This is a genomic window from Micromonospora sp. WMMD729, from assembly GCF_049315225.1.
Classification (GTDB): domain Bacteria; phylum Actinomycetota; class Actinomycetes; order Mycobacteriales; family Micromonosporaceae; genus Micromonospora.
In genome coordinates this window covers 2,958,316-2,972,940 of sequence record NZ_CP186059.1, presented here as the reverse complement: position 1 = coordinate 2,972,940, position 14,625 = coordinate 2,958,316, and the positions used below count along the sequence as shown (strand labels likewise).

15 protein-coding genes are annotated in these 14,625 nt (G+C 73.2%); all 15 read right to left on the bottom strand.

All coding sequences use genetic code 11. The annotated features are described in order from the left end of the window. Positions 1–29 precede the first annotated feature (29 nt). A complete protein-coding gene (locus ACN263_RS13685; RefSeq protein WP_422740182.1) occupies positions 30–1,388 on the bottom strand; it encodes a hypothetical protein in 1,359 nt (452 codons plus the stop codon). Beyond that, positions 1,385–2,353, bottom strand: coding sequence for an alpha-ketoacid dehydrogenase subunit beta (locus tag ACN263_RS13680; RefSeq protein ID WP_422740181.1), 969 nt, complete (start codon positions 2,351–2,353; stop codon positions 1,385–1,387). Before ACN263_RS13680 ends, ACN263_RS13685 begins: the two co-directional genes overlap by 4 nt. A gap of 28 nt (positions 2,354–2,381) precedes the next feature. Then, positions 2,382–3,353, bottom strand: coding sequence for a thiamine pyrophosphate-dependent dehydrogenase E1 component subunit alpha (locus tag ACN263_RS13675; RefSeq protein ID WP_422740180.1), 972 nt, complete (start codon positions 3,351–3,353; stop codon positions 2,382–2,384). Further along, complete coding sequence (locus ACN263_RS13670) at positions 3,350–4,141, bottom strand: DUF3050 domain-containing protein (RefSeq protein ID WP_422740179.1); 792 nt, start codon at positions 4,139–4,141, stop codon at positions 3,350–3,352. The genes ACN263_RS13675 and ACN263_RS13670 overlap by 4 nt, the downstream gene beginning before the upstream one ends. A 2-nt stretch (positions 4,142–4,143) precedes the next feature. Further along, positions 4,144–5,052: a phytanoyl-CoA dioxygenase family protein gene (locus ACN263_RS13665; RefSeq protein WP_422740178.1), complete on the bottom strand. Its 909-nt coding sequence runs from the start codon at positions 5,050–5,052 to the stop codon at positions 4,144–4,146. After that, on the bottom strand, positions 5,049–6,128 hold the full coding sequence (gene hppD, locus ACN263_RS13660; RefSeq protein WP_422740176.1) for a 4-hydroxyphenylpyruvate dioxygenase: 1,080 nt from the start codon (positions 6,126–6,128) through the stop codon (positions 5,049–5,051). Before hppD ends, ACN263_RS13665 begins: the two co-directional genes overlap by 4 nt. A 73-nt stretch (positions 6,129–6,201) precedes the next feature. Continuing rightward, positions 6,202–7,440, bottom strand: a complete 1,239-nt coding sequence (locus ACN263_RS13655) for a beta-ketoacyl-[acyl-carrier-protein] synthase family protein (protein WP_422740175.1) — start codon at positions 7,438–7,440, stop codon at positions 6,202–6,204. A gap of 22 nt (positions 7,441–7,462) precedes the next feature. Next, positions 7,463–9,079: a class I adenylate-forming enzyme family protein gene (locus ACN263_RS13650; RefSeq protein ID WP_422740174.1), complete on the bottom strand. Its 1,617-nt coding sequence runs from the start codon at positions 9,077–9,079 to the stop codon at positions 7,463–7,465. Continuing rightward, on the bottom strand, positions 9,076–9,570 hold the full coding sequence (locus tag ACN263_RS13645; protein WP_422740173.1) for a beta-ketoacyl synthase chain length factor: 495 nt from the start codon (positions 9,568–9,570) through the stop codon (positions 9,076–9,078). The genes ACN263_RS13650 and ACN263_RS13645 overlap by 4 nt, the downstream gene beginning before the upstream one ends. 158 nt (positions 9,571–9,728) lie before the next feature. Next, positions 9,729–10,826: a beta-ketoacyl synthase N-terminal-like domain-containing protein gene (locus ACN263_RS13640; RefSeq protein WP_422740172.1), complete on the bottom strand. Its 1,098-nt coding sequence runs from the start codon at positions 10,824–10,826 to the stop codon at positions 9,729–9,731. Continuing rightward, a complete protein-coding gene (locus tag ACN263_RS13635) occupies positions 10,819–11,064 on the bottom strand; it encodes an acyl carrier protein (RefSeq protein ID WP_422740171.1) in 246 nt (81 codons plus the stop codon). The genes ACN263_RS13640 and ACN263_RS13635 overlap by 8 nt, the downstream gene beginning before the upstream one ends. Next, positions 11,064–11,330 carry an acyl carrier protein gene (locus tag ACN263_RS13630; RefSeq protein WP_422740170.1) on the bottom strand — a complete coding sequence of 89 codons (267 nt, stop codon included), beginning with the start codon at positions 11,328–11,330 and terminating at the stop codon, positions 11,064–11,066. The genes ACN263_RS13635 and ACN263_RS13630 overlap by 1 nt, the downstream gene beginning before the upstream one ends. A gap of 194 nt (positions 11,331–11,524) precedes the next feature. Continuing rightward, complete coding sequence (locus ACN263_RS13625) at positions 11,525–12,919, bottom strand: class I adenylate-forming enzyme family protein (RefSeq protein WP_422740169.1); 1,395 nt, start codon at positions 12,917–12,919, stop codon at positions 11,525–11,527. 241 nt (positions 12,920–13,160) lie between these two features. Continuing rightward, the gene (locus ACN263_RS13620) at positions 13,161–14,303 is read right to left on the bottom strand and encodes a helix-turn-helix domain-containing protein (protein ID WP_422740168.1); all 1,143 of its coding nucleotides are present in this window, start codon (positions 14,301–14,303) and stop codon (positions 13,161–13,163) included. Further along, positions 14,300–14,422: an NADH pyrophosphatase zinc ribbon domain-containing protein gene (locus tag ACN263_RS13615; RefSeq protein ID WP_422740702.1), complete on the bottom strand. Its 123-nt coding sequence runs from the start codon at positions 14,420–14,422 to the stop codon at positions 14,300–14,302. The genes ACN263_RS13620 and ACN263_RS13615 overlap by 4 nt, the downstream gene beginning before the upstream one ends. Positions 14,423–14,625: the final 203 nt, after the last annotated feature.

Genomic DNA, 14,625 nt, shown 5'->3' with positions numbered 1-14,625 from the left:
TTCATGATCGACGGGCAGAACCGGGTGGGTCAGTCGTGGAGGAGGATTCCGGTCAGGAGGACTCCGTGGGCGAGGTTGAGGATGCCGTCGCCGCCGGGGTAGCCGACCCGCGCCAGGCCGCCGGACGCTGTTCGACCGAACAGGTACGGGGCCAGCGAGTACGGGACGTCGGCGGTGACCGTCTCGCCGGTCTCGATCTGGACGAAGTCCATCGGCACCCGGTCCGCCGGCAGGTACTGCTGCAGGATCGCCCCGCCCCGGTCGACGGCCGCGCGCAGACCCTCGACCCAGTCCGACGGGCTCAGCTCGGGCCCGATCAGCACGCCGTGCCCGGCCGAGCCGTCGGCCGGCTTCGCCACCAGCGAGGACTGCTCGGCGATCGCCCGGTCGAGCACCGCGACGGTCAACGGCACCGTGTACGGCACATGCCGGCGGATCAGCGTCGCGTCGTCGGCCGGCAGCGTGTCGACGTCCTCCCACAGCCAGGCGAAGGTGGTCTTGTTGCCGAGCAGCCAGGCCGCCGTCGACACGTACATCGGCAGCGTGCCGGCCGCGAGGGCGCCGGCCACGGCGTCCAGGCCGGCGGTGGGCGTGACCCGGTTCGGCACGAAGAGCCGGAACAGCGCGTCGACCGGCGCGCCGTCCACGACGAGGCGGTTGGCGGCGTCCAGGGTGGCCGTGGACAGCGGCGCGATGACCAGGTCGATGCCGAAGTCCCGGGCCCGGACGGCGAGCGGGCTGAGGATCCGGATGAACGTCTCCGGGTCGTCCAGGCCCGGGTAGTCGGCGTCGAAGTCCATCAACAGGGCCAGCCGGGTGCCCTCGGGCAGGCCGAGTTCGTCGCGGATCGCCACGAACCGCTGGTCCAGCAGGGACGGCGCGGCCCGCAGGGGCAGGTCGTCGAGGAGCCCGTGCTCGGTGTAGAGCTGCGCGAACCGCTGGATGACGGTGTCCGCGTCGAACCCTCCCCCGAGGCTGCTGTCGATGTTGTACTCGACGAACTTCGGCACGCCGTCGGTGAAGATCACGTCCGGCCGGTACGCGGCCAACAGCGCCTCGCTCAGCGGCTCCGACTCGTCCAACAGGCGGGTCTCCCCCGCCGGGACACCGAGCAACCGACGTAGCTCGCCGGCGGTGTGCACCCGGCGGCGGCAGGCGTCGAGGATGAGTTGGGCCAGCCGGTCGCAGACGTCGTTCAGCTCCCGCCAGGTGTCCGCGGCCAGCACCGGAGGCCGGGCCAGCCGCCACTGCTTGTTGTACGTGGCGCGGCCGTGAAAGACGCGCTCCCAGGCGGCGGCGCCGGCGGCCACCATGGCCCGGCGGGCCGGCTCGGGCAGGTCGGTCCATGCCCCGTCGGCCGACGGCCAGGGATAGTTCGGGTCGATCATGAGCCGTCCTTCATGGTCAGGTGGATGGCGGTGGTGAGCTGCTCCCGGCCGGGCTGCACGGCCCGGTCCAGGGCGGGGGCGAACGGCAGCACCGCGCCGTCGGGTCGGGTCACCCGGCGCGGCGGGGCGAGCAGCCGGACCCGCTCCACGACCGAGGCGATGATCTCGGCGGCGATGCCGCAGGAGCGGTTGGCGTCGTCGAGGACGACGAGACGGCCGGTACGGGCCACCGACTCGCAGACGCCGTCGATGTCGAACGGGTAAAGGGTGCGCGGGTCGAAGACCTCGACCGACACCTCGCCGGCCAACTCCTCGGCGACGGCGAGCGCGTCGTGCACGAGGTGCCCGACCGCGACCACGGTGACGTCGTCGCCGTGCCGGTGCACCCGGCCCCGACCCAGCGGCACCGGTTCCAGCGCGGCGACGTCGGCGCGGACGTCCATCGCGCCGGCCGGCGCGAACACGACGACCGGATCGTCGTGCCGGATCGCGGTGACCAGCAGCCCGTACGCGTCGGCCGGGGTGGCCGGTACGGCGGTGACCACCCCGACGTGCGCGAAGAGGCTGTACGGGTGGTCCGAGTGCTGCCCGGCCCATCCGGTGCGTGACCCGGAGCCGGGCACCAGGTAGGTGACCGGCACGGCGCACTGCCCGCCGGTCATCAACGGGAACTTGTGCGCGTGGTTGACGATCTGCTCGAAGACGAGGAACAGCAGCGACGGGATCTGGAACTCGATCACCGGTCGGAGCCCGACCAGCGCCGCGCCGGTGGCGAAGCTGGTGAACGCCTGCTCGGACAGCGGAGTGTCGCGGACCCGGTCGGTGCCGAACCGCTTGGCGAGCCCGGTGGTCACCAGCGACGCGCCGACCTGGACGTCCTCGCCGAGCAGGAACACCGACTCGTCGCGGGCCAGCTCGTCGGCGAGGGCCCGGGTCAACGCCCGCCGGTACGACAGTCGGGGCACCTCAGCCACCTCCGGTGGGAAGGGTCATTCAACCACCTCCGGTGCGGGCGGTCAGGCCGCTGGCGTACAGGTGGGCGAGCGCGTCGGCCGGGTCCGGGTGCGCGCTGGCCAGGGCGAAGTCGACCGCCGCGTCGAGGGTCGCCTCGACCTCGGCGTCCACGGCGGCCCGGTCGGCGTCGGTGAGCCGGGAGCCCTGGATGTCCACCGGGTCCCGGGACCGACCCCGGGACACCTCGTCGGGCGTCCGGTAGTCGAGGCGTACCCCGTGTTCGAAGGTGTGGTGGGCGTCGAAGCGGTAGGTACGGGCCTCGATCAGCTCGGGGCCGCCGCCGGCGCGCATCCGCGCGACGGCGGCGCAGGCGGCGGCGCGTACCGTCTCCGGGTCCTGGCCGTCGACGTCGACGGCCGGGATGCCGAACGCGGCGGCGCGGCCGGCGATGCTGCCGGCGACCGCGCCGGCGACCGGCATGGTGGTGGCGTAGCCGTTGTTCTCGCAGACGAACAGCACCGGCACCCGCCAGAGCGCGGCCAGGTTGAACGCCTCCAGCAGCATCCCCTCGTTGACCGCGCCGTCGCCGAAGAAGCTCACCCCGACGGTGTCCCGACCCTGCCGGCGGCGGGCCCAGACCGCGCCGGTGATGATCGCCCCGGACGCGCCGACGATCGCGTTCGCGCCGAGCACGCCGATGCTCAGGTCGGCGGCGTGCATCGAGCCGCCCCGACCGGCGTTGAGCCCGGTGACCCGGCCGCACAGCTCGGCGAGCATCCGCGCCGGGTCCGCACCACGGGCCAGCACGTGCCCGTGCCCGCGGTGCGTGCCGGCGAGCACGTCGTCGACGCCCAGCGCGGCGCAGACGCCGGCGGCGATCCCCTCCTGACCGAGATACGGGTGAATGCCGCCGACGATCTGCCCACCGTGGACCAGCTCCACCGCCCGCTCCTCGAACCGGCGGATCAGCCGGACCGTGCGGTAGAGCCGGACCGGGTCGGCGTCGCTCACGCGGGGCCCTTGACGGCGGCGAGGATGTCGTCCCAGAGCCGGGCCCGGGCGGCGAGGGCGGTGTTGACCGTGTCGGCGCACTCCTGCCACTTGGCGTCGTCGTCGCCGCACAGGTCGGCGAGCATCTGCATGGCCATCGGCGTGTGCTGCTCGCCGTCGACCTCGATGTGCCGCTCCAGGTAGTCGACGAACGTGTGCAGCCGGTTGCTGCGCTCGTTGACGGCGACGACCTGGGTGAACATGTCGGGGATCAGGTCCTCGCGGCCGAACGCGAAGGCCGCCGCCTGGCAGTGCACCGGAGTCGACTCGATGATGTGCCAGGTGGTCGCGGCGAACCGGGCGGACGCGGCCGGCGCCCCGGCCGCGGCGAGCGCGTCGGTCACCGGCCGGCCGCCGCGCAGCAGGTCGACGAGGGCGTTCACGGCGGTGGTGTCCGCGCCGGCCTCGGCCATCCCCCGCACGTACAGCTCGAAGTGGCTGATGTAGCCCTCGCCCAGCTCGTCGCTCTCCTCGACCATCACGATGTCGTTGATGAGCCGGCGGCTGCCGGTCGGGCCGGTCGGGATCCACGGCACAGTGACGCAGGTCAACTGCCGCTGCAACGACTTCAGCAGCGACATGAAGTCCCAGACCGCGAAGACGTGGTGCTCCATGAAGGTGACAAGCGCCTCGTGGGTGTCCAGGTTGGCGTAGAGCGGGTGCTTGACCACGGCGTCGCGCCGCTCGGTCACCGCCGCCTCCAGCCGCTCGATGCCCGGGTGCGTCTTACCCCAGTCGTACCGTGACATTGTCAACCTCCCTGCTGGGCGCGGTCGCGCCAGATGACCGGGCAGTAGTCGGGATCCGCGTAGTCCGGCCGCCCCTCGTGAGTGCGACGGACCAGCACGTCGTGGTTGTACGCGGCGAGGGTGCCGTCCGAGAGCGGATACTCCCGCCAGGCGTTGTCGCCGTCCTGCAGGTGCAGCGAGACCGCCTGTCGGGGGCGACCGCTGACGTTGGGGCCGCTGCCGTGGTAGGTGCGGCAGTGGTGGAAGCTCACGTGTCCCCGGGGGATCACCATCGGGATCTTGCGGATCTCCGCGCCGTTGTACGCGGCGTTCTCGGCCAGCATCTCCTCGAGCTGGCCGCGGTCCCGGTCGGCGAAGTGCCGCACCACGGTGTCGTCCGCGCCGATCTCCTTCCACAGGTGCGAACCGTCGACCATCGTGATGGTGCCCATCTCCTCCCCGCAGTCGTGGAAGGGGATGAACGCGGTGAGCATCTTCTCCGACGACGAGGACGCCCAGTAGTGCTTGTCGAAGTGCCAGGGCACGATGTTGCTCGGCTCGCCGGAGATCGGTGGCTTGAGGATCAGGGTGGACTGGAAGACGCGGATCTCGTCGGCCTGCGCCAGCCGGGCGGCCACCGCGCCGAGCAGCGGCTTGCGCAGGATCGCGCCGAGGCCGTCGTGTTCGTGGTGGACGTAGTCGTTGTGCCGCTGCACCGGCCCGTTCGACGGCTCCCAGTAGGCGAGCTTCGGCGGGCGTACCGGCAGGCGGCGGTCCCGCTCGCCGTCGTAGTACAGCTGCGCGGCGGCGACCAGCGCGTCCACCTCGTCGTCGGTGAACAGCTTCTTCGACAGGTACCAGCCGTGCTCGGCGTAGTGCCGCACGTCCTCGTCGGAGGGCAGCAACGCCTGCTCGGCAGCGGTCAGGCTCACGCCCCCACCCCCTGCAACGTGGCGAGTTCGCGCTCCTTGGCCTCGTAGAGCGCCCTGATGTTGCCGCTGCCGAAGCCGCTCGCGCCCCGCCGCTCGATCAGCTCCAGGAACAGCGTGCGACGTACGTGCATCGACTCGGCGAAGATCTGCAACAACTGTCCACCGTGGTCGGAGTCGACGAGCACGCCCAGCTCGCGCAGCCGGTCCAGCGGCGCGTCCACCCGCCCCACCCGCGCCTCCAGGGTGTCGTAGTAGGCGCCGGGGGTGCCGGCGAAGCGGACCCCGCGTCGGCCCAGGGCTTCCACGGCCGCCACGATGTCGTCGGTGCGCAGCCCCAGGTGCTGCACTCCGCCACCGGAGTGCTGGTCGAGGAAAGCGTCGATCTGCCCGGGGCGGCGGGTCCGGTCCGGCTCCAGCAGCACCACGGTGACGCCGCCGGACGGGCTCTGCACCACCTTCGAGTTCATCCCCTGCCCGGCGACCTCGACATGCTCCTCGAAGATCTGCGCGAAGCCGAACAGCTCCTCGAAGTGTCGGACGGTTCCGTCGAGGTCCCCGGGCGGTACGCAGACCGCCAGGTGGTCGACCTCGGCGAGGACCGGTTCGGCGTCGTGCACCCCGGGCGGGGTTGGCGTGATCAGCCCGGGCAGGAAGTCGCCCCGGTCGCCCCGGCGCTGCACCAGGCGGTGCCGCACGTCGGCGAAGCCCTCCACCTCGGCGGTCACCACCTCGGCGTCCGCGCCGGTCACCGTGGTCGGTGGCGTCACGCCCGTCGCACCCCGGGCCAGCAGCTCGGCGTACGCGGCCGCGACGTCGTCGACCTCGACGGCGATCACCGCGATGCCGTCGCCGTGCCGGTGCACGTAACGGGCCGCCGGATGGTCGACGTCCAGTCCGGAGGTGAGCAGCAGCCGGATGTCGCCGTGTCGGAGCAGCAGCGAGCGCTGCCCGGCCAGCCCCGTCTCCGGGCCCCCCTGCCCGCGGAGCTGGAACCCGACGGCGGTGCTGAACCAGAACGCCGCCTGCCGGGCGTCACCTACGTAGAGTTCGATGTGGTCGATACCACGGATGTCCATGTCCTCGAATGCCCTTCCCCATCGCTTCGTCCGTGTTGCCGTCCGGACGCCCCCCGTCCGGGATGCGCGTCGCTCACCTCCTCGGCTCGGCGACCCGCGCGAGCACCAGGCTCACGTTCTGGCCGCCGAACCCGAACGAGTTGGTCAGCGCGTACTCCGCGTCGGTCCGGCGGGGCGCCCCCCGGATGTGGTCCCCCGGGCACGCCGGGTCCAGGTCGTCGAGGTGATACGTCGGCGGCAGCAGCCCTCGGCCGAGCGCCAGCGCCGTCGCCGCCGTCTCCAGCACCCCGGACGCCCCGAGCAGGTGACCGGTGAGCGCCTTGGTGGAGCTGACCGGCACGCCACCGTCTCCGAAGACGTCCGCGAGGGCCGTGGTCTCCGCGATGTCGCCGAGTTTCGTACCGGTGCCGTGGGCGTTGACGTAGCCGACCGCCGCCGCGGGCACTCCCGAACTGCGCAGCGCACCCCGGATGCATGCCGCCGCGCCCGCGCCGTCCGGACGCGGGGCGGTCGGGTGGTACGCGTCGGTGGTCGCACCGTAGCCGGCCACCTCGGCGTACCCCCGGGTCCCGCGCGCGGCGGCGTGCTCGGCGCGTTCGAGGACCAGCAGCGCCGCGCCCTCGGCCAGCACGAATCCGCTGCGGGCGGTGTCGAACGGCCGGCTCGCCCGGGTCGGGTCGGTCCCGGCGCGGGCCAGCGCCCGGGCGTTGCCGAACGTGTCGGTGAAGGTCGGGAAGAGCGGCGCCTCGCTGGCCCCGCAGACCACCACGTCGGCCTCCCCGCAGCGAATCAGCCGGACCGCGTCGGCCACCGCCTGGGCCCCGGAGGCGCAGGCCGTGCCGACCGACGAGCTGTAGCCCCGGATGCCGTACGCGATGGCGATCCGTGCCGCCGGCATGTTCGGCAGGATGCCGGTGAGCAGGTACGGGCTGACCGCCGATCGCCCCCGCGCGGACCGGGCCAGCACCTGCGACTCCAGGGTGGCCATCCCGCCGACCCCGCCCACGATCACCCCGATCCGGGCGGGGTCGACGTCGCGCCCCACCTCGATGCCGGCGTCCGCGAGCGCGTCGGCGGCGGTGAGCAGCGCGAGCACCACGGTCCGGTCCAGCACCCGGCTCTCCGGTCCGGGCAGGACGCTGCGCGGGTCGATGTCGGGCAGCAGGCCGGCGACGTCCAGCGAGCCCGCCGCCGGATGGCCCTCGGGTGGGCGGGTCAGCCCGGACCGTCCGCTCGTCAACGCGTCGAACGTCTCCTCGACGCCCCGCCCGACCGGACTGAACAGACCCATCCCGGTGATCAGCGCCGTCACGACAGGGCTCCGACCCGCCCGGTCACGACGCGGCCTCGGTGAGGTAGCGCTCCCGCAGGGCCACCTTGCGGACCTTGCCGGTCACGGTCACCGGGATGTCGTCGGAGCGTACCGGCACGACCCGGCGCAGCGTGCCGCCGACGTCCGCGCCGAGCGCGGCGCGGACCCGTTCGGTACGGTCCTCGGCCTCGTCGGCACCGGCGGCCAACTCCAGCAGCACGTCGGTCACCACCCGCCCGTCCTCGGCGACGATGACGACGGTGCAGTCGGTGACGTCCGGGCAGGTGGCGAGGATCCGTTCCTCGGACAGGGCGGTGAAGAACCGGCGCCCGTCCCCGGCGTCGACCGAGTCGACCGCGCGGTCCAGGTGGTAGTACCGGCCCTCGGCGTCGGCGCGGACCAGGTCGCCGGTCAGGTACCAGCCGCGCTGGCGGAACCGGTAGGTGGTGGCCGAGTCGTTCCAGTAGCCCCGGAACAGCGACGGCGAGTCGATGCCCAGGAATCCCACCTCGCCGACCGGCACCGGCTCGCCGTCGGCGTCCAGCACGGCGACCTTGGTGAACTGGTACGGCCGACCGATGCAGCGGCCGTACCGGTCGGTGTCGGCGCGGTGGGTGATGTGGAACATCGAGTGCCCCATCTCGCTGGAGCCCAGCCCGTCGATGAAGAGCGAGCCGGGCACCCGCGCCACCCCGTCCCGGGTGACCGTGTCGTGCCAGCCGACCGCGACGAGGCGACGGATGTGCGGCTCGTGCGAACAGTCACCGGTGTTGAACCAGAGCCGCACCGAGTCCAGGTCGTACCCGGACAGGTCGAACCGGGCCAGCTCGGCCCAGGTGACCGAGAAACCGAACACCCCGTCGGGACGCCAGCGTTGGATCGCGTCGAGGACCCGCTCGCCACCCTGCTCGGACAGGAGGAACATCTGCGCGCGGTTGCCCAACGCCTGGTTGACCATCAGCACGGTCGCGGTGTGCGGCGCGGGCAGCGCGTTGAGGATCCGGCTGGTGCCCTGCGCCTGCGGCATGCTCAGCAGGTGCCGGGTGGCGGCGAAGAGGCTGGCGTGGGAGTGCAGCACCGCCTTGGGCACCCCGGTCGTCCCGGAGGTGTGGGTGATCACGATCGGGTCGTCGGGGTGGTGCCGGTAGTGCGCCGGGGCCGTCGCCGGGTCGCCGGTACCGGCCTTGGCGGGCGTGCCCAGCACCGGTACGCCCAGCTCGTGTCCGGCCAGCAGGGCGGTGTGCGCGTCGTCGGCGAGCACACCGACGCCGCGCAGCCGACGGATGTACTCGGCGGCGATCTCCGGGCGGAGCTTGCCGTTCATCAGCGCCGGGATCGCGCCGAGCCGGGCCAGCGCCAGGAAGCTCAGCACCATGTCGGCGGCGGCGGTGGCCCAGACGGCCACCGGGTCGCGGGGGCGTATCCCCTGCTCGTGCAGCCACGCGGCGCGGGCGGCGACCCGCTCGTCGAGCTGGCCCAGCGTCAGTGGCGCCTCGGCCGGGTGCCCGTCGACGGCGGTGTCGAAGGTCAGCGCCGGCCCGTCCGGGTCGGCGCCGTGCGCCAGCACGCGGGCCAGCATGTTGCCCGCGCCCAGCTCGGTGTCGGCGGCCAACCGGCCGCGCAGTCCCGGTTTCTTCATGGTCGTGCTCCTCCCCCCAGCAGCACCGCGACCGCCTCGGTGGACAGGTCGGGCGTCTGTTCGATCAGGATCAGCAACACCTCGTCGGCGTCACCGTCGTCGTGCAGCAGGGCCGCCTGCGCGGTGCCCTCGGCGTACGGGTCCGCGGTCGGGCTGAGGCAGACCACCGGGCCGCGCAGCCCCCAGCGGGCGGCGAGGTGCCCGGCCACGCTGTTGGGTACGGACTGGTAGAAGAACAGCGGCCCGACCCGGCCACCGGCCTCGACCGTGGCGCGGACGTGTGCGGCGCTGGCCCGGTCACCGCTGGCGCTGACCAGCACGATGGCCGTACGCACCTCCTCCGGCGCCGGCGAGGTCCCGTACCGCCGCCGCAGGCACCGCTCGGCGACCGCCACCACCGTCGGCGCGAACGCCGAGTGCACGAACCCCGGCACCCCCGGCACCACCCCGTCCCCCGGCTCCGGCCAGCAGGCCCGCGCAAGTTCCCGCACCCCACCCCCGCCCGCGCCCCCGCCCCCGTCCCCGCCCCCGCCCCCGTCCCGCGATCTTGCAGTTTCTGCGGTCGGACTGCGTTCTTCGCCCCTTATGTCGCCACAGGAAGTGCAAGATCGCGAGGGGATGGGCAGGGGTGAGGGGGTGCTGTGGGTGCTCATGGCACGCCGACCAGGAGGGCGGTGTTAGCCCCGCCGAAGGCGGCGTTGAGGGTGAGGGCGTGGGTCGGCGTCGTGCGGCGCGGGGCGCCGGTGATGACGTTGAGGGGGCACGCCTCGTCGGGGGCCTGCCAGCCGGCGTTGACCGGCAACTCGCCGGCCCGCAGCGCCATCGCCGTGACCACCAGTTCGAGCAGCCCGGACGCCTCCAACGCGTGCCCGTGCAACCCCTTCGTGGAGCTGACCGGCACCTCGGCGGCGTACCCGTCGAGGGCCCGCCGCAGCGCCGCGGCCTCGGCGGCGTCGCTCTGCGCGGTGCCGGTGGCGTTGGCGTTGACGTACCCGACCGCCTGCGGTGGCAGTCCGGCCCGGCGCAGCGCGGCGCCGGCCGCGCGGGCCAGCCCGGCCCCGGTCGGGTCCGGCTGGCACGGGTGGTACGCGTCCCCGGCGCGGCCCCAACCCGCGACGGTCACCACCGGCTCCACGCCGCGCCGCCCCGCGGCACGGGACTCGACCACCACGGCGGCCACGCCGTCACCGAGCAGCAGCCCCCGGCGGCCGGCGCTGAACGGGCGGACCGCGCCGTCGTCGGCGAGGGCGCGGCCCGCGTCGAAGAGCGCGAACTGGTCCGGCTCGACGAGGTAGCCGGCGGCCACCACCACCCGGGTCAGCTCCCCCCGGCTGATCAGGGTGGCGGCGTCGGCAACCGCCGTACTCGCCGACACGCACGCGCTGGTGTAGACCCGGGTGTGGCCGGAGAGTCCACATCGGACGGCGAGCCGGCCGGCCAGCGCGGACGGGACCGGCTCGACGCCGGGCGCCGGGCCGCCGTGCACGGCGAGCAGCAGTGCGGACTCCGCACGCCGGGCGCGGTCCAGGCCGGCCGACCGGCAGGCCGCGTCGATCGCGTCGGCCAGTTCGTCGGCGAGGGTGCCGACCTCGGGCAGGGTGGCCGCCACGGTGACCCGGCGGGCGGCCGTGTCGAAGCGGTGGACCGGACCGAAGGCCGGCGCGGCGGCGAGCTGCGCCTCCGCGCCCCGACCCAGGGCGCTGACCGCGTGTACACCGGCGAGCTGGACGACGGGCGGCTCAGCCATCTGCGGGAGCGGTCAACGACGCCCGCAGGACCGTCAGGGCGTCGTCGACGGTACGGATGTTGGCCAGGTCGTCGTCGGTGAGGTCGAGTTGACGCTGGTAGCGCTGCTCGACGAGGTGCACGAGCCAGGCCAGTTCCATCGAGCCGACCCGGTCCGGGACCTCGTCGGCGGGTTTCGCGGTGAGTTCGGCGAGCATGGTCAGCAGGTCAGCTCGCCCCAGGTCGGGCTGACCGGTCATCAGACGTCGTCGCGCTTCGCCTCGGCGACGCGGTCGGCGACCATCGTGGTGAACTCGCCGACCGTCATCAGCGCCAGCTTCTCCGACTCGTCGTCGGCGAACGTCAGACCGAAGTGGTCCTCGACCCGGACGGCCAGGTCGGACAGGGCCAGCGATTCCAGGTCGACGCCGGACGGGCCGAGCGTGGTGTCGTCGTCGAGCCCCTCGACGTCGTAGTTCATGTCGACGAGCTGCTCGACGACGAAGGCGCGGACCTCGGCTCTCATGGATACCCTCTCTGCGAATGCCAGGTGACGGTGTCCGATCGGGACACCGCGTAGGTCGGGGCCGGTCGGGACACCGGCGGTCGGCCGGATCCCGCCGTAGGGTCGCCGCGCGCGGCTGGCGGCGCGGGTGTCTGCGCGGCTGGCGGCGCGGGTGTCTGCGCGGGTGGCGGCGTCGAGCTGGCGCAGCGGGCCGGTCACGACGTCACCGCCGACCGCAGCGCCTCCGTCGAGCGGACCAGCTTGCCGGTGGTGGTGCGGGGCAACGCGTCGAGCAGGTGCAGCACCCGGGGTCGTTTGTAGCCGGCCAACCGTTCGGCGAGGAGTTTGTCCAGCATCTCCTCGGACAGCGGGCCGTCGGGCTGGACGTAGGCGATGATGCCGTCGTCCCAGACCACCACGGCGGCGGCCACGCCGGGCAGCTCCGCCACGGTGGCCTCGACCTCGGTGAGGTCGACCTTCAGGCCACCCACGGAGACCTGCGAGTCGAGGCGACCGCGCACGGTGACCAGGCCGGTGTCGGCGTCGACAGTGCCGGCGTCACGGGTGTGCAGCCAGCCGTCGGCCCAGCGGGTGGGGTCGCTCAGCCCGACGTACGGCGACGCCGGGCAGGACACCCACAGCTCACCGCCGGACTCGCGGACCTCGATGCCGGGCACGGGGGCGATCGACGGGCGGTGTACGCCGTACAGGTCGGTGCCGATGACCCCGACCTCGGTCATCCCGTACATGTTGCCCAGCGGCACCCCGTACCGGTCGGTGAACGCCCGGGCCACCGCGGCCGGAACCAGCTCGCCGCCGGTGGTCATCCGCCGGAACTGCGGCAGTGGGCCGGTCGGCCGGCTGGAGGCGAGCAGACCGATGTGGAACGGCACGCCCAGCACAGTGGCCGGGGTTTCCTCGGCGGCGATCGCGGCCAGGACGGCGTCGCCGCCCAGGCGCTGCGGCGGCACCAGTTCCACGCCGGCGTGCAGCCCGTAGAGCAGGCCGCCGACCAGACCCAGCACGTGCACCATGGAGGGCAGCAGGATGATCCGCTCGCCGGGCAGCGCCACCCCGTCGATCCGGGTGTAGCGGCGCACCTCGGCGACCAGGTCGGCGGCGGTCCGGCCGATCACCTTGGACGGGCCGGTCGAACCGGAGCTGAGCTGGATCACGGCGTGGCCGCTGACGGCCGGACGGTCGGCGTAGCGGGTGACGCTCTCGGTGACGTCGACGAACACCTTCAACGCGCCACCGCCGGTGCGCAGCGGCGCGACGACCACCTGCGGGGTGAGTCGGGTCAGCGCCCGGTCCACCTCGTGGTCGGTCAGCCGGTGGTCGAGCAGGATGGCCTGCGCGCCCGCCCGCCAGGTGGCGAGCAGGTTGACGACGTACGCCAGCGACGGCGGCAACCGCAGCGCGGCGGCGCCACCGGGACGCAGTCCGGCAGCGGTCAGCCGGTCCTGCGCGGCGGTCACCAACCGGTGCAGGGTGGCCCGGTCGATCGGCTCCGGCAGGCGGAGACAAACATCGGTCGGACGGCCGGCGAACAGGACTTCGTCCACCCAGCCTGGGTCATCTACCGTAAGGTTTTCGGCGAAATGATTCATTGCCCCCACCATTCGACGCGCAGCGCAAAGTAGGGCATAGGAGCCAATTTCCGGCATCTTTCGAGGTGCTGCCGGAACCCTACGACAGCCGCGCTGGGCATCGCTAGATGCAAATGGCTAGATCAAGTTGAGCGCCCGGACCGATTGCCACATACCGCTCCAACTCATGATCGACTCGGCTTCCTGCAAGCCGGGCTGTCCCACCCGCTCGGACACCACGGTTTCCGGGAAGCCGAGTCGATCAGGCACGGGAGAGGCCGATGAGGTCGGCCAGCCGGGCCACGCCGGCAGCCGCCGGGCCACGATGGGCGATCTCGGCGATGAGGGTACGGGCGGCAGGGCGACAGCGGATCTCGCCGGGTGCGATGACGTGGGCGTCGGCCAGCGCGCGCCCGGCCCCGGCGACGTCACCGCTGTCGAGGTGGGCGCGGGCAGCGTCGACGAGGTGCGCCGCCCGGCGCTCGGCGGGCAGCAGGGACCAGTCGTCGCGACGGACAGCGGTCCGGTGGTGGCGCAGGGCCAGGTCGGTGTCGCCGAGGCGCAGAGCGGCGAGGAAGCGGGCGAGCAGCACAACGACGGGGCCGAACGCGGTGTGGTGCGGATCGTCGCTGCCCATCCGGCGGTCGGCCAGGGCAGCGGCGTGGTCGAGCAGGTCGCCGGCACACCGGTGATCGCCGCAGCCGGCAGCCGCCATCGCGGCCTGGAGCAGCAGTGTTCCGCGTACCCGAACATCGGCGGCGGTGCCTGCGGCGGCGACGGCCGCGGTGAGGGCGAGGCGGTCACGGCCCAGGGCGCGCAGCGCCTGCGCGACACTGACGGTGGCGGCTCCGGCGTGGACGGGGTCGCCGGCGGCGGCGACGGCCCGGTCGGCGGCGAGCCACGCGAGGTCCGGCTCGTCGAGTTTGACGAGCACGCCGGCGGTGACCCGGTACGCGGGCACCAGCAGGGCAGGTGTGGCGTGGGCGGCGTCGAGCAGGGCAGGTAAGGCCCGCAGCAGCTGGGCATAGTGGGCATGCTCGTAGGTGAGCCACGCGTGCGCGATGTGCCGCCGCACCTCGTCGGCAGCGACGGCACGGGCTGGCCGCTGGTGGTAGTGAGCCAAGGCGCCGCGTACCCCGTCCACGCCGTCCAGGCCCTTGGCCACGACCGGCGATGGTTGACCGGGTTCAAGCAGGACTGCCGGGTCGACGCGCAGCACCTCGGCGATCTCCCGCACGACCGGATAGCGGTCCAGGCGGCGTACGCCGCGCTCGACTTTGTCGACCCAACTCTTCGACTTGCCCAGCCGGTCGGCGAGCATCTGCTGGGTCATCCGGCGACGCACCCGCCACCGGGCCACCCGCCGCCCGACCGGCTCGTCACGCTCCAGGGCGGGCCGGCTCACCGGCCCCGCCCCTGCGCTAGCGGCTGAGTGGGCTGACCGCAGTGGGGACACCATCTCGACTTCACCCGAAAGGCCCAGAGCCCGAGCAGGAACCCCGGCACCAGACCACCGAACACCATCACCACAACTCCGGAAACCATGACGGCACCTCACCTTGGGTACAACGGCGTCCCTCGACCCGCCAGGCGAACTCGATCTCGGCGGGACAGCCGATCGACTCATCCAGTGGACCCTGTCCACCGCGCCGTGCAAGCAGGTGCGCTCGGTGCCTATCGGTGCGAACTCGTGCCACGCCCCCTCTTGTCGGTCCGCTTCGCTACTG

Coding starts and splice junctions, on each gene's coding strand:
- ACN263_RS13615 (WP_422740702.1), bottom strand. CDS start 14,422: ATGGTGTTCGGTGGTCTGGTGCCGGGGTTCCTGCTCGGGCTCTGGGCC.
- ACN263_RS13635 (WP_422740171.1), bottom strand. CDS start 11,064: ATGACCGGTCAGCCCGACCTGGGGCGAGCTGACCTGCTGACCATGCTC.
- ACN263_RS13685 (WP_422740182.1), bottom strand. CDS start 1,388: ATGATCGACCCGAACTATCCCTGGCCGTCGGCCGACGGGGCATGGACC.
- ACN263_RS13625 (WP_422740169.1), bottom strand. CDS start 12,919: ATGAATCATTTCGCCGAAAACCTTACGGTAGATGACCCAGGCTGGGTG.
- ACN263_RS13640 (WP_422740172.1), bottom strand. CDS start 10,826: ATGGCTGAGCCGCCCGTCGTCCAGCTCGCCGGTGTACACGCGGTCAGC.
- ACN263_RS13670 (WP_422740179.1), bottom strand. CDS start 4,141: ATGTCACGGTACGACTGGGGTAAGACGCACCCGGGCATCGAGCGGCTG.
- ACN263_RS13630 (WP_422740170.1), bottom strand. CDS start 11,330: ATGAGAGCCGAGGTCCGCGCCTTCGTCGTCGAGCAGCTCGTCGACATG.
- ACN263_RS13650 (WP_422740174.1), bottom strand. CDS start 9,079: ATGAAGAAACCGGGACTGCGCGGCCGGTTGGCCGCCGACACCGAGCTG.
- hppD (WP_422740176.1), bottom strand. CDS start 6,128: ATGGACATCCGTGGTATCGACCACATCGAACTCTACGTAGGTGACGCC.